Origin of the sequence: Anatilimnocola floriformis, assembly GCF_024256385.1 — a bacterium.
In the GTDB taxonomy this organism is placed as follows: Bacteria; Planctomycetota; Planctomycetia; order Pirellulales; family Pirellulaceae; genus Anatilimnocola; species Anatilimnocola floriformis.
The window spans coordinates 6207022-6221062 of sequence record NZ_JAMLFW010000001.1; the positions used below are offsets into that span (position 1 = coordinate 6207022).

Consider the following 14041-nt stretch of genomic DNA (forward strand, 5'->3'; position numbering starts at 1 on the left):
TTTTTTCGCTCCGAACAACCATCACACTCAGGAAGCTGCCATGTCCTTACGCAATTGGGCCCGTTCGTTTTTTGCACCTGTCAGCAGTCGAACCCGCGCGACGCGCCGTTCACAGAACAAGCGGTCGCCGAATCAATTCCGGCCTGGGGCCGAATCGCTCGAAAGCCGGTTGAACATGGCCGGCAATGTGCTGGCCACGGTCGTCGGGCCGAATCTTTTTATCACGGGCGACACCGAGTCGAACTTTTTGCGAATCGAGGGAGTGACGGCGGGCACGGTTGAAGTGCAGGGTGTGTTTGGCACCGCGGTGAATGGCACGCTCGGCGGCGAATTCACCGCGCGGAACATTCAAAACATTTTCATGGAGATGGGAAACGGCGACGACTCGGCGACGTTCGTGCTGACCAAGCTCGATGGTTTGCTCCGCTTCAACGGCGGCAACGGCAGCGATGCGTTGGTCTTTGGCGAAGGAAACAACGGCCAGAATTCGTTCGGCAGTCTTGCCGCGACGATGGGGGCCGGCGACGACGGCATTATCGTGGACGCAAGTGAAACCCATTTCAGCGTGCCTGGTGCGGTTGTGATTTCGAATGGCGATGGCGCCAACACGACTTACTTGCGTGCCACAACGGAACTGAAGTTGGGCCCGATCTCGGTGACTGGCGGCGCGAACAACGATGATTTTCGCATCACCGGGGGATCGGAAGGAACAGTCACCACGGGCCCCCTCAGCGTGATTGCCGGCGACGGTGGCAACTACACCGCGCTGGGAGGGAACGTGGTCGTCAACGGCGGCATTGCGCTGGTCGGTGGCAACAAGACGGACAGCTTCGATGCTCTCGGCGAGTCGAAATTGACGGTCAACGGTTCATTCATCGCTGCAATGGGTGAAGACATCAACCAGGTGAGCTTCAATGAAAGCAATGTCGTCGTGACGGGCCTGGTTTCGATGACAGGTGGCGCAGGCGTCGATCGCTTCATCGGCGGCACCGGCAAGTTTGACGCCTTCGCGGTGTCGCTCTATCTGGGCGCCGGCAACAATCCGATCAGCTTCTTTGGGACGACCAACACCATCCATTCGACCCTGTCGGTCACGACGCTCGGCGGCTTTGATGGATTCAACGCCAAGAACCTGGATGTCCAAGGTCCTGCGGTGCTGAACATGGGCGATGAAATCGATCTCGTCATTCTGAACAACGTCCGCTTCCGCGGCGCGGTGAGCATGCTGCTCGGCGATGGCAGCGATGGCGTGTATATCGAACGCTTCAGTGACGATGGCATTGGTTCGCGGTTCGACAGCTCGGTCAGCATCGACATGGGTGCGGGGCTCGACACGGTGGAGTTGGGCCTTGATGCAAACGACTTCGTGACGTTCGCCTACTTGCTGGCGAACGGCGGCTCGGGGGACGACTCGCTGTTCAACAGCCCGTCCAACGTGTTCGGCTTCGCACCGACGTTCCTCTCGTTCTAGTACGAACAGCTCTTGGGCGGTGAGTCTCGCCCCTACTGTTACGAATCAACCCTAACGTCAGCCGAGCGATTCGGCTGGCGTGGCTCGCTGGCTTGATCAAGCCAACTTCGATTTACGAAATCTGATTTGCATCCTCCAGGAAACTGCGAATGTCTCTAAGCACTTGGGCCCGCTCTCTTTTTTCGCGTTTGAATCGTGTGACTCGCGAGAGCCGTGCTCGCCGCTCGCAAACCCGCTTTCGTCCGCGGGCTGAATCGCTCGAGAGCCGTTTGAACATGGCGGGGAGCGTGATTGCCACTGCCGTGGGAGGAACGTTGTTTATCACGGGCGACGACCTGGCCAACGAACTCCGCATCGAAGGGGTGACGGCGGGCACGGTCGAAGTGCACGGCGTGAACACCACCAAGGTGAACGGCGTGGACGGAGGCGAGTTCACCGCGCAGAACATTCAGAACATTTTCATGGAGATGGGGAACGGCGACGACAAAGCGACCTTTGTGTTGACCGATGTCAGCGGCTTGCTGCGGTTCAACGGCGGCAACGGCAAAGATTCTCTCCTCTTTGGCGAAGGAAACGGCGGCACGAATAAGTTCGGCAGCCTGGCCGCTGCGATGGGCGCCGGCGACGATTTGATTGTGGTCGATCGCGCGGAAACCAGCTTCGAGGTGCCCGGCGCGGTCGTCATTTCGAATGGCGAGGGGCTGAACAATACCATCCTGACCGCTACGAACACCGTGGTGCTGGGGCCAACCAGCATCACAGGCGGAGCCCTTGCCGATAACATCCAGATCGGGAACGAATCGGCTGTGGTCACTACGGGCCAAATCAGCGTAAATGGCGCCAATGGCGACAACCAGTTCTATCTGCAGGCCAAGACGGCAGTCGTGAATGGCGGCATTTCCTTGCTCGGCGGCACTGGCGCTGACAGCTATTACATCGGCGTGTTCACCGGCGACTACACGGTGAATGGTTCCGTCACCGCTTCGCTGGGCGATGGGCAGAATCTGCTCTGGATTGGTCCCACTGAAGTGACAGTGACCGGCTTGGTTTCGTTCGTTGGCGGGGCGGGTAGCGATACGTTCCAACTCGACATCGATGAAGCCGATTTGCTGGCGGTGTCGTTGTCGCTGGGAGCGGGGACCAATGCCGCGTACATGGACAACTTGTTCGGCGGGACGACGCTCATTCGTTCGAGCTTGACCGTTACGTCGCAAGGCAACACGACAATCAATACCGCCGGTTTGGATGTCAGCGGCGCTACGTTGCTGACGCTGGGAGATGGAACGGATTTGATCCAACTCGATAACTCGCGCTTCCGCAGCGTGGTGACCATCTCAACCGGCGGTGGCAGGGATCGCGTCTTGCTCGAACGGGGCTTCAATGACGGCATTGGCCTCCACTTCGACAGCGTCGTCAGCATCGACCTGGGTGCGGGTGACGATGAACTGGCCGTGGGCCGGAGCGCCATGGACTTCGCCACCTTCGCGAGCTTGATTGCCAATGGCGGCGCGGGCACCGACACCTTTACGGATAGCCCGTTCAACGTGTACGCCACGCCGCGGACGCTGATCTCGTTCCCGTAAGGCAAGACGCCGTAATCAACTGTTTGGTTTGCGGAGTTAGCCGCAACCCAGACGCTAGCGCGTGACGGCTGATCTATCCAGCTTAAATAACTGCGTGCCTGCTATTTGACTCATGCTTTTGTTCAACCATTCTTCCCGCAAGGAACCTGCCGATGTCTGTTAGCTCTTGGGCTCGCTCTCTGTTTTTTAGCGGCAATCAGCCAACTCGCGCGACTCGCAGAGCTCTCGCGGGTTCGGCATCGAGCGGTTTTCGGCCGCGCGGCGAATCGCTGGAAAGCCGCCTGAATATGGCCGGCGGAGTGACGGCCAGTGTCGTGGGAACGACGCTCTTTATCACGGGCGATGCGCTGGCCAATGAGTTGCGAATTGAAGGTGTGACCGCGGGCACCGTCGAGGTGCAAGGCGCGAACCTCACTAAGGTGAACGGCGTGACCGGTGGCGAGTTCACGGCCCGCAACATTCAGAACATCTTCATGGACATGGGAAACGGCGACGACAAAGCGACCTTTGTGTTGACCGACATCCAGGGACTGCTGCGGTTCAACGGCGGCAACGGCGACGACTCGTTGCTCTTCGGCGAAGGGAACCACGGCACGAATTCGTTTGGCAGCCTGGCCGCGGTACTGGGAGAAGGTTCTGACTTACTGAAGGTGGATGAAACGGAAACTAGCTTTAAAGCGACAGGCACGGTCAATGTGTCGGGAGGCGAAGGCGACAACACAACCATCTTTAATGTCACGACCAAATTGCAACTGGGCGCCGTCACCATGACGGGCGGCAACGGCGGCGACGACTTTGAGATCCGCGGCGGAGAAGCTCCGGGCAGCCAGATGTCGACGGGGTTCATCAACACGAGTTTCGGCAACGGTATTAATGTCACTGAGCTCAGGGCCGACGGTCTGGCTGTGAACGGCGGCATTTCGATGCTCGGCGGCAGCGGGGATGATCATCTCAAGATGAGTGGCGCCCGCAGAACGACCGTGAACGGTTCGATCATTGCCTCGCTGGGCGATGGTAATAATCCCGTGATGATTGATAACGACGATATCGTGATCACCGGACTGGTCTCGGTCACTGCCGGCTCAGGTTCCGATGTGTTCTACACGAGCGTTAAGTTCGACGCGCAAGCCGTGTCGTTGTACCTCGGTGCAGGGACCAATTCTGTCTACATCTCTGGCAACTCAACCATTCGTTCGAGCCTGTCGGTCACTACGCTGGGTGACTCAGATGCTGTCGTTACCAACAACGTGAATGTGGGCGGCGCTACCATCATTAATACGGGTGAAGGAGATGACCGCATCGAGCTCTTCAACACGCGATTTCGTGGTGCGACCACATTGCTGACCGGTGGTGGCACAGACTACGTCGGCATTGAGGCCAACTTCATTGATGACGGAATTGGCGTCCAGTTCGACAGTGTGTTGAGCATCGACCTGGGAGCAGGCAACGATACGCTCTGGCCGGGAGGTAGCGACACTGATTTTGTGACGTGCGCTTATTTGATAGCCAACGGCGGTACCGGGACCGATACGCTGCTCGAGAGCACGTTCAATAAATACACCGTCGCGCCGACGTTCCTCTCATTCCCGTAAGCTCAACGCAGCACCTGCCAGCATGCGTTCGCAGTGGGGTTGGGTGGCGAGTACGAGCGACAATCGGTAGATCCGATCAGCTTGCTGCTCGCCACTCAACTTCTGCTTATTCAGCCTCGGGGCTATTTCACCGATCTTGCGAGCCAGCGTTCAGCCAAGTCTCGAGAGCGCCCATCGGCACTCGCCACTCCGAAATCCTTTCTCCTTCGTCGTTGTGCGACTGGAACGCGCTGAGTGACAAGTAGGGATGATCGGGGTCAAAGCGACCGGGGAGCTGGTCCACAAAGAGCAATTGATTTTGAAAGATCACGTCAGCGCCCGACACGTACATCGGCCACCAGGTGTGAAAATTGGCATGCTCTGGAATCGATAGCGACGTGATCAGGCAAGCATCAAGCCGTTCATTAACCACGCGGTGAATCATCTTTCGCCAGTGAGCTTCGTAATCCTCGCGCCGCCAGTAGTCGAGTTGGGAGTCAAAGTATTCGCTAAACTGTCCGAGCACGATCAGGCCGATGCCCAGCCTAGGACTCTCGAGCGGGTGTCCGGGTTGGAAGCTGATCGAAAACATGAGTCACTCCTCGGTAACAATCCGTCTCTATGCGAAAAATCCGTACCGCTCTGATCGGCTGTGGCAAAGTTGGACAGACGCATGCGCTGGCCTTGAGCCAACTTGCCGAATCGGAATTCGTTGCTGTCTGTGACGCTCAGCTGGGGCGAGCGCAGGCTTTTGCTGAACAATACCACGTGCAGGCCTTCGACTCGGTGCCGGAGATGCTGCGAGCGGCGAATGTGGAAGCCGTGACCATCTGCACGCCGCATCCATTGCATGAGCAGCCGTGTCTGCAAGCGGCGGCGGCCGGCGCGCATGTGCTGATCGAGAAACCATTGGCTGCGTCGCTCGAGGCTTGCGATCGGATGATCGCAGCCGCGGCAAAAAACAACGTGCAACTGGCCGTCATCAGTCAGCGGCGGTTGTTCGAGCCCGTGCAGCGGATGAAGGCCGCCATCGACGCCGGCAAGATCGGCAGGCCGATTCTCGGCACGTTTGCGATGTTCAGCTGGCGCGATCAGGCCTACTACGAGTCGGATCCGTGGCGCGGCAAATGGTCGACGGAGGGTGGCGGCGTGCTAGTGAATCAATCGCCGCATCAACTCGACCTGCTGCAATGGCTGATGGGTGAGATCGACGAAGTGAGCGGCTACTGGGCGAACCTCAATCATCCTTACATCGAGGTCGAAGATACCGCCACGGCGATGATCCGCTTCAAATCGGGCGCGCTCGGCAGCATCGTGACGAGTCTTTCGCAACGCCCCGGCATCAACACCAAGGTGCACATCCACGGCAGCAACGGCGCGAGCGTCGGCGTGCAAACCGACACCGGCGCGTCGTTCGTCGCCGGCATGACTTCGATCACCGAACCGCCGCTGAACGACGTCTGGACGATCCCCGGCGAAGAACACCTGCTTGCCGATTTCATCACGGCCGATCGCGCTCACTTCGCGCAAATCGACGCGACGCAGTACTATCACCGGCTGCAGATTCAAGACTTTCTGCAAGCCGTGCGCGACAACCGGCGACCACTCGTCACCGGCGAAGAAGGGCGGATCGTCGTCGCCATGTTTACCGCGATTTACCGGTCGAATGAACTGCAACGACCGGTGAAGTTTCGGCTTTAGTCGCCGAATATTCTATATTCGGTGGTGGCGGTCGCAGGCAGCGGACCGCCAGAATCAGCGCAGCGAGATTCTGGCATTGTCGGCGAGTTCACGCGGGTGCGTTAACCGAACGAATAAAGGGTTGACCAACAATCGAAGTCAACCTTGAAGAGTGCAGTTCTACCTCCCCGCGCCGCAGCCGGAATTTCGCGGAGCTCATTCCTCGGCGCAGGATGGTTTTACTTCAAGCCACCGAATACAGAGTATTCGGCGACAATAATACTCGGCGACAATGGGCTACAACGCTCCAACCACCAAGTCGCCTACTTCCTTCGTGCCGTAGCCCATTTTGCCGGCGTTTTGGCTCTTCATCTTCGTGCCGGTCACGACTTGGATGGCCTTCATCACGCGGGCGCCGGCGGCGGGATAGCCGCTGTGTTCCAGCAGCATGCTCATCGCGCCGATCGCGGCGATCGGGTTGATGACGTTCTGGCCGGTGTACTTCGGAGCGCTGCCGCCCATCGGTTCGTACATCGACAAGCCGCCCTTATCGGGATTGATATTGCCGCCGGCAGCGACGCCGAGGCCGCCTTGGATCATGGCGCCCAGATCGGTGATGATGTCGCCGAACATGTTCGTCGTCACGATCACGTCGTAGTACTCGGGGTTCTTCACCATCCACATGCAGCAGGCATCGACGTGGTTGTAGTCGGCCTTCACGTCGGGGAATTCCTTCTGCACGTCCTGGAACGTCCGCCACCACAGGTCGTGGCCGTAGGTCAGCACGTTCGTTTTGGCGACGAGCGTCAGCATCTTCCCCTTCGGGTTGTTGCGCTTCTGCGTGTACTGAAACGCCCAGCGAATGATTCGTTCGCAACCCTTACGGGTGTAAACGGCCGTTTGCGTGGCAACTTCATCGGCTGTGTTCTTCTTCAACCAGCCGCCGATGCCCGCGTACATGTCTTCCGTATTTTCGCGGACAACCACGAAATCGATGTGCTCCGGGCCCTTGCCGACGAGTGGGCATTCGACGCCGGGGAACAGCTTCACCGGGCGAAGATTGACGTATTGATCGAGCTGAAAGCGGAGCTCGAGGAGCAGGCCCTTTTCGAGGACGCCCGGCTTCACGTCGGGATGGCCGACCGCGCCGAGATAAACGGCGTCGTGCTTCTTCAGCTCTTCGACACCGCCCGGCGGCAGGGTTTCGCCGGTCTTGAGGTAGCGTTCGCCACCCCAGTCGAAGAACTTCGTCGTGTAGCTGAACTTTTCAAGTTTGCTGACGGCGTCGAGCACCTTGAGGGCTTCTGCGGTCACTTCGGGGCCGGTGCCATCGCCGGGGATCACGGCCAGGTTGAGCGTGTTTGCCACTGCACTTCTCGCGTATTGGTATCGGTGAATCGGAAACCCAAAAGTTTAAACAGCCGCAAGCCAGTCGGACAGGGACGTCTCGTTAATTTCCGCGTGGAAAGGACCGCAATCGTGGCCGCCGGATGACATTTGTTTCAAAATGTTTGACACACGTGGTATAACTCCCGCAGTTGCCGCGCTGGCCTGCCGCCGAGCGGTCTTTTCGCCCGCACCTTGAGTTCGCATCGCAAAGGATTTCTTCGATGGCTGACGATTCTTCCGCAAAAACCTCCACCATGGAAACTGTCGGCGGCGCTGCCGCAGGCGCCGCGACGGGCGCTGCCGCTGGCGCACTCGTCGGCCCGATCGGCGCTGCCGTGGGTGCTGTTGTCGGCGGCATCGCCGGCGCGAATGCCCGGGCAATCGCCAAGTCGAAGCCGGTGAAGAAGGCCGCCGCCATGGCTTCGAGCATGGTTGCCAAGAAGGGGGCCAAGAAAGCCGCGCCGACCAAGGCCACCAAGAAGGCAGCCAAGGCCGCTCCGAAAAAGGCTGCCCCCGCGAAGAAGGCCGCGCCCGCCAAGAAAGCGGCTCCCAAGAAGACCGCCAAGCCGGTGAAGAAGGTCGCGCCGAAAGCGGCTCCGAAAAAGGCCGTCAAGAAAGCCGCTGTGAAAAAGGCCGCGCCGAAGAAGGCCAAGAAGTGAATCGGCATCTGAATCGGTAGGACGGACCATTGGTCCGTCCCGGAAGCGGGCGCACCCGTTTTCACTCGCGTAGTTTAAAAATCTGGAATCTCCCCACCATCGTCGCGGATCGCCAGCCGCTTGACGATGTGCGGCGATACTTGCTTCGTCAGCAACAGCACATGGCCGTCGAGAAATCCGACCATCGCGCCGGCGGGATGCGCTGACAAGAGCGGATTGTTCAAGCCGCATCGGCCCACGCCCGAAGTGCCCCAGTTGGGATGGCCGTCTTTGATGCCGCCGCGATTGTTTGTTCCCACGGATTGGTCGAGCGTGATGAGATTGAACACGCGATCGGCGGGAACCGGCTTGCCGTCTTTCTCGACTTTGAAATCGAGATTCGTGCCGGCCAGCCAGCCGCCGGGAATCCGACCTTTGGATTGTGGATCGATTGCGCTGAGCGCGGGATTCTGTTTGGTCCCCTTATTGTCGTAATACCAGTCCGAAACTTCGCCGACGATGATCGTGTTCGCTGTGCCGTCTTTGCAATCTTCGAATTTCAGCGATTCGTTGATCGGCAACATGCCATTCGCCGCGGCGTGGCCACCGAAGGGACCGACCACGATCCGCTGATATTGATCGATGGCGGTGATGTCCATTCCAGAGTGCTCAGTGGCGCCCATGATGCCGGCGTACGAAGGCAGGACAATCGAAAAGCCGCCGGCCTGTTGCATTTCGGGCAGTTGGCTAGAGGGGCACAGCAGGTATTTGATCTTCGCATTCAAGGCGAGCTGCCGGACAGCATCGCTCGCATAATCGTTGGCGGGATCGGCTAGATCGATGCCGTAGACCTTGTCGAACAACGGCCGTTGCTCGCAGAACGGCAGTGTCGCCACGATCCAAGAGGAGCCGAACGAACGCTCGTCGTTATCGGATGTCGTGCGCGAGCGAGCGCCGTACGGCAGTTGCAGAAAGATGTCGTGGTAGTTTTGCAGCCCGAGCACCAGCTGCTTCATGTTGTTGCCACATTGCATGCGTCGAGCGGCATGCGGCGCGCCACGGTGCACCGGTAAGAACAGGGCAACGAGGACAACGAGAACGATGATCACGACGATCGCTTCAACGAGGGTCAGTCCCTTTCGTGACATGAGCAGGTCTCTGAATGGATGAAGAAAGAAAAGAATTTTGGCTCGCGAGGAGCCGGATGAAATCTAGAAAAGAGACTCATGGCCGAGACGCGAATCTAATTGCATAGGAAACGAGGTACCTGCTTCGACCCCTCGCCCCAACCTTCTCCCCGCAGTACCGAGGCGAGGGAGTACGCCTTTCTCTGGCCCCTAACCTCTTCCTCTCTTCGTCCCTTCCTCGCTTCATCCCTCCCACCTCACCCCGCGATGATCTTCTCGCACGGCCCGCCTTCATTCAGCGTGGGGCGTTCGGGGCGACCTTTGTGGAGGTAGGTCAGGGCCATGTTGTCGAGGCCGAGGACTCGGAGGATGGTCGCGTGGAAGTCGTGGACGTGCAGGCGGTCTTCGACAGCATGCAGGCCGATCTCGTCGGTCGTGCCGACGGTTCGACCGCCGCGCACTCCGCCGCCGGCGAGCCACATGGTGAAACCAGCGGGGTTGTGATCGCGGCCGTTTCCTTTTTCGCTTTGTGGCGTGCGGCCAAACTCGCCGCCCCAGACGACGAGCGTGTTCTTCAGCAGACCGCGGCGTTTGAGATCGGTGAGCAAACCGGCGATCGGCTTGTCCGTGGCGCCGCAGTTCGTGCCGTGATTCTTTTCGATGTCGCTATGAGCATCCCACTTGCTGCCGGAGCCTGAGTAGAGCTGCACAAACCGCACACCCCGCTCGACCATCCGCCGAGCGAGCAGGCACATCCGGCCGAAGTTCTGCGTCTTGGCATTATCTAGGCCGTAGAGCCGTTGCGTCTCTTCGGTCTCTTGCGCCAGGTCGACTGCTTCCGGCGCTTCGGCTTGCATGCGGAAGGCGAGTTCGTAGCTCGCGATGCGGGCGTCGAGTTCGCTTTGATCACGACGCTCCGAAGCGTGCTTTTGATTCAGTTCGCGGAGCAGCGCGAGCTTGTGTTCCTGCGCCGCGCCGGAAACTTCCTTGGGAGTGGCTAGATTGCGAATCGGTTCCGGGCCGTTCTGCAGTGCGGTCCCTTGATAAACGGCGGGCATGAAACCGGCGCCCCAGTTGCGCGGACCGTTGATCACCTGGCCGGGGTTGTCTTCGAGCACGACGAAGCCCGGCAGGTTTTGATTCTCCGTGCCGAGGCCATAGCTGACCCACGAGCCGAGCGACGGCCGGCCGCCGAGGGTGCTGCCGGTGTTCATCTGGCACACGCCACCCGAGTGGTTGATGCCGTCGCTGATGCACGAGCGGACGACGCACAGGTCATCGGCACATTCGGCGACATGCGGATACCAATCGCTGACCCACAAGCCACCTTCGCCGTGTTGTTTCCACTTCCGCTTCGAAGCCATCAGCGGCGGATTCTTCTCGCCCATGGCGAGGATGATCGGCTTGAATGAGGCGGGCAGCTGCTGGCCGGCGAGCTTGTTCAGCGTGGGCTTGGGATCGAAGGTATCCATCGCGCTCGGGCCACCTTCCATGAAGAGGAAGATGACGCTCGTCGCCATTTGCGGATGATGCGGCTTCTTTTGCTCGGCCGATTTGGCCGCCTGCTCTTTGCCGAGCAAACCGGCGAGGGCGAGCGCACCAAAGCCAGTGCCAGCCCGCGTGAGCATGTCGCGACGCGAGAGATAACCGGCGCGGAGGAGTTGATCTTCGTAGTTCATAAAAGTAGCTGAACTCACCAAGAGTTCAGAAGGATCGTTGTAAAAGTCTGACTCGGTGCGCGAGGCTCTGAATTCTGGCGAATTCAGCTACAAGGTTGCTTGCCTCAGTCCACGTACACAAACTCATTCGAATTCAGCAGGACGTGGGCCAGGTCGGCGAGGGACGTTTCTTTCCCTTCGTTCTTCTTCGACAAGAACTTCACGGCAGCCGACAGTTCGCCGTCGTCTGGTTCACGGCCGAGAATCTGCACATAGAGGGAGATCACTTGTTGATCGAGTTCCTTGATTCCTTGGCCGCGAATGACCGTCGTCGCTGCCTTGCCGCGGCTGATCATCCATGGGCCGTTGATCATCAGCAGGGCTTGGATCGGCGTGGTCGTCACGTTGCGGGTCGGCATCGTCGACAAGCCGTCGGCGACATCGAATACATCGAGCAGCGGATCACGAACGTTGCGGCGCACTTTCACATACACGCTGCGACGGGCCTTGGCCGCATCGACTGCGGGGCCGCCACTGCTGAGGTTCAGTTCGCCGGCCACGGCCAGACTGCTGTCGCGAATTTGTTCTGCTGACAACCGACGCACCGGCATACGAGCGAGCAAGCGATTGAAAGGATCGGCCTTCGCCGAGGCAGCCGTTTCCGGCCCGTGCGACACCTGCCGATAAGCGGCCGAGGTTACGATCTGGCGGTGGAGATATTTCCAGTTCCAACCTTGTTCGACGAAATCTTTTGCCAACCAATCGAGCAGCGCAGGATGACTCGGCGGCTGACCAAGACGGCCGAAGTCGCTGGGCGATTCGCACAGGCCCTTGCCGAAGTGATGCTGCCACAAACGATTGGCGAGCACTCGCGGCGTGAGGGGATTGTCGTCGTTGCCCATCCACTGCGCAAGCGCGGTGCGTCGGCCTGTGGAATTTGAATTCGCAGCCAGTGAAGCGGGTGGCATCGGAGCTGCCGCGGTGACTTCACTATTGTTCTGCGCTGTGCTGTTTTGCACTGTACACAGCACGGTGGGAATCGCCGGCAAGACTTCGCCAAGTCGCGGCTTGCCGGGAACCATCGTCGGTGGCGCTTGCGGACCGACATCGCTAACCGTCATGGCTGTCGGCAGCGGTTGGGGACGATCGCCGAGTTCCTTCAACTGTTCTTTGAGCTCGATCCAACGATCTTTCTTTTCGCCGGTCAGCTTCTTCGTGAAATCGATTTTGTCTTGCTCTTCTTTCGCCTGGCGGAAAGCGAGGGCGTAGAGCTGTTGTTCATACGGAGTTCGCTCGGCGGCTTCCTTGAAGAGGATCGGCACGATGTCATCCGGAAATCGGCCGAGCTGCGAAGTGGCCGCGTTCTTCAGCGGCTGGCGTTCGAGCTCGGCGAGCTCCTTCAGAATGTCGTTGCCGCGCATTTCCCACGCGGCCAGCTTCTGCTGATATTCGGTTCGCTCATTCGGCGAGCAAATGGTCACGTCATCGCGCTGCATGATCGGCGTGAAGAAGGCTTGCAGCGCGAAATAATCCTTTTGCAGGATCGGATCGAACTTGTGATCGTGGCAGCGGGCACAGCTCAAGCCCATGCCGAGGAACACATCGGACGTGACGTCGGTGATGTCGTTGAGAATGACACTCCATTGACCCTTCACGTCGCGCTGGTTGTATTCGTAGATGCCGAGGCGGAGATAGCCAGTGGCCACGAGGGCGTCGGGCGTTTGCTGCTCAAGTTCATCACCGGCGAGTTGCTCGCGGATGAACTGCGGGTACGGCTTGTCTTGATTGATCGAGCGAATGACGTAATCACGATACCGCCAGGCCTGCGGACGATAGTCGTCTTGCTTGTAACCGTCCGATTCGGCGTAACGAACCAGGTCGAGCCAATGGCGGGCCCATTGTTCGCCGTGCTGCGGGCGGGCGAGGAGTCGATCGACCAGTCGCTCGTAGGCATCGGGGCTCGTGTCGTTTTGAAATTCGGCAATCTCGCTCGCCGTCGGCGGCAAACCGGTCAGATCGAACGACACACGACGGATGAGCGTGCCGCGCTCGGCTTCGGGGGCCGGCTGCAGTTGGTCTTGCTGTTGGCGGGCGAGCAGAAAACGATCGATGGGGCCGCGGCTCCAGCTGTCGCTTTCAACTTCCGGCAGCGCCGCACGGCGAACGGGTTGAAAGGCCCAGTACTCGCGATCGGCTGCGGTGATCTTATCGCGGACCTTCCGCAGGCCCGGCCCAGCGCCGCCATGTTCCTTCGGCCAAGGTGCGCCGATTTTGACCCAGGTGGTGAGGATTTCGATTTCACTTTCGCTCAGCTTGCCGTCAGGAGGCATTTCGAGCGAAGAGTAATTCACCGCATCGAGCAGCAGGCTTTCCTTCGGATTGCCAGGGACGATCGCTGGGCCCGATTCGCCGCCGGTGAGGAGTGCTTCATGCAGATCGAGCCGCAGGTCGCCTTTCTGCTTTTCTTCGCCGTGGCATTTGAAGCAATTAGTGGCGAGAACAGGCCGAACTTTCTCTTCAAAGAACTTCAGCTGTTCGGGCGTCGGCGCGGACTTGGGTTCGGCGGCTGACGCGAAACGAATCGCCAACAGACACAGCCAACCAGCGCAGGCCAACGACAACAGACTGCGATTGGAGAGAATCGAACAGCGCATGAAAGGGCATCCCAGCGGCGGTCTGGCAAGGACCACGGAAATGGTCGATTGGACAGCCTTAAATGCTAGCCGCGGCGGGAGATTGGGTCAATCAAAACAGTTGCCAGGCCAGCCAGGGAGGGCGAGGCTCCCGCCGAGCCGCGTCGGTTGCACGCAGTCGCTGCTAACCATTGCCGGTCCATGTTCACAGCTCGGCGGGAGTCTCTTCCTTGCAACGGCAGCGTCTCTAACGAGATTGACAAACTTCCGGCCCATAGCGCCCCGTTGGCA

10 protein-coding genes are annotated in these 14041 nt (G+C 59.4%); 5 read left to right on the forward strand and 5 right to left on the reverse strand.

Going from position 1 to position 14041, the window contains the following annotated elements; genetic code table 11:
- The first annotated feature begins 40 nt into the window (after nt 1-40).
- The 3 genes from M9Q49_RS24615 to M9Q49_RS24625 all read left to right on the forward strand — a co-directional run bounded on the left by M9Q49_RS24615 (nt 41) and on the right by M9Q49_RS24625 (nt 4646).
- Entirely contained in the window at nt 41-1471 is a 1431-nt protein-coding gene (locus tag M9Q49_RS24615) for a hypothetical protein (RefSeq protein ID WP_254511737.1), read from the forward strand.
- A 149-nt stretch (nt 1472-1620) separates the two neighbouring features.
- On the forward strand, nt 1621-3054 hold the full coding sequence (locus M9Q49_RS24620) for a hypothetical protein (protein WP_254511738.1): 1434 nt from the start codon (nt 1621-1623) through the stop codon (nt 3052-3054).
- Between the two features lie 152 nt (nt 3055-3206).
- A complete protein-coding gene (locus M9Q49_RS24625; protein ID WP_254511739.1) occupies nt 3207-4646 on the forward strand; it encodes a hypothetical protein in 1440 nt (479 codons plus the stop codon).
- A 127-nt stretch (nt 4647-4773) separates the two neighbouring features.
- Here the strand turns inward: M9Q49_RS24625 and M9Q49_RS24630 are convergent, their stop codons facing one another.
- Nucleotides 4774-5217, reverse strand: coding sequence for a hypothetical protein (locus M9Q49_RS24630; protein ID WP_254511740.1), 444 nt, complete (start codon nt 5215-5217; stop codon nt 4774-4776).
- Nucleotides 5218-5246: 29 nt separating this feature from the next.
- Between M9Q49_RS24630 and M9Q49_RS24635 the strand changes: the two genes are divergently transcribed.
- On the forward strand, nt 5247-6326 hold the full coding sequence (locus M9Q49_RS24635; RefSeq protein WP_254511741.1) for a Gfo/Idh/MocA family protein: 1080 nt from the start codon (nt 5247-5249) through the stop codon (nt 6324-6326).
- 276 nt (nt 6327-6602) lie between these two features.
- On the opposite strand, the gene M9Q49_RS24640 is transcribed toward M9Q49_RS24635, so the two are convergent.
- On the reverse strand, nt 6603-7673 hold the full coding sequence (locus tag M9Q49_RS24640; RefSeq protein WP_254511743.1) for a 3-isopropylmalate dehydrogenase: 1071 nt from the start codon (nt 7671-7673) through the stop codon (nt 6603-6605).
- A 242-nt stretch (nt 7674-7915) separates the two neighbouring features.
- Here M9Q49_RS24640 and M9Q49_RS24645 point away from each other — a divergent pair, with 242 nt between their 5' ends.
- Nucleotides 7916-8353 (forward strand): hypothetical protein, encoded by a 438-nt coding sequence (locus M9Q49_RS24645; protein ID WP_254511745.1) that lies wholly within the window; start codon nt 7916-7918, stop codon nt 8351-8353.
- Between the two features lie 74 nt (nt 8354-8427).
- On the opposite strand, the gene M9Q49_RS24650 is transcribed toward M9Q49_RS24645, so the two are convergent.
- The 3 genes from M9Q49_RS24650 to M9Q49_RS24660 form a co-directional block, all read right to left on the reverse strand.
- A complete protein-coding gene (locus tag M9Q49_RS24650; protein ID WP_254511747.1) occupies nt 8428-9480 on the reverse strand; it encodes a DUF1559 domain-containing protein in 1053 nt (350 codons plus the stop codon).
- Nucleotides 9481-9716: 236 nt separating this feature from the next.
- Nucleotides 9717-11138, reverse strand: coding sequence for a DUF1501 domain-containing protein (locus M9Q49_RS24655; protein WP_254511748.1), 1422 nt, complete (start codon nt 11136-11138; stop codon nt 9717-9719).
- Between the two features lie 104 nt (nt 11139-11242).
- Nucleotides 11243-13771 (reverse strand): PSD1 and planctomycete cytochrome C domain-containing protein, encoded by a 2529-nt coding sequence (locus tag M9Q49_RS24660; protein ID WP_254511750.1) that lies wholly within the window; start codon nt 13769-13771, stop codon nt 11243-11245.
- Between the last annotated feature and the right edge of the window lie 270 nt (nt 13772-14041).

Bases quoted from the DNA above. Each gene is read 5' to 3' on its own strand.
- M9Q49_RS24650 (WP_254511747.1), bottom strand. From the start codon at position 9,480: ATGTCACGAAAGGGACTGACCCTCGTTGAAGCGATCGTCGTGATCATC.
- M9Q49_RS24635 (WP_254511741.1), top strand. From the start codon at position 5,247: ATGCGAAAAATCCGTACCGCTCTGATCGGCTGTGGCAAAGTTGGACAG.
- M9Q49_RS24655 (WP_254511748.1), bottom strand. From the start codon at position 11,138: ATGAACTACGAAGATCAACTCCTCCGCGCCGGTTATCTCTCGCGTCGC.
- M9Q49_RS24620 (WP_254511738.1), top strand. From the start codon at position 1,621: ATGTCTCTAAGCACTTGGGCCCGCTCTCTTTTTTCGCGTTTGAATCGT.
- M9Q49_RS24630 (WP_254511740.1), bottom strand. From the start codon at position 5,217: ATGTTTTCGATCAGCTTCCAACCCGGACACCCGCTCGAGAGTCCTAGG.
- M9Q49_RS24625 (WP_254511739.1), top strand. From the start codon at position 3,207: ATGTCTGTTAGCTCTTGGGCTCGCTCTCTGTTTTTTAGCGGCAATCAG.
- M9Q49_RS24645 (WP_254511745.1), top strand. From the start codon at position 7,916: ATGGCTGACGATTCTTCCGCAAAAACCTCCACCATGGAAACTGTCGGC.
- M9Q49_RS24660 (WP_254511750.1), bottom strand. From the start codon at position 13,771: ATGCGCTGTTCGATTCTCTCCAATCGCAGTCTGTTGTCGTTGGCCTGC.
- M9Q49_RS24615 (WP_254511737.1), top strand. From the start codon at position 41: ATGTCCTTACGCAATTGGGCCCGTTCGTTTTTTGCACCTGTCAGCAGT.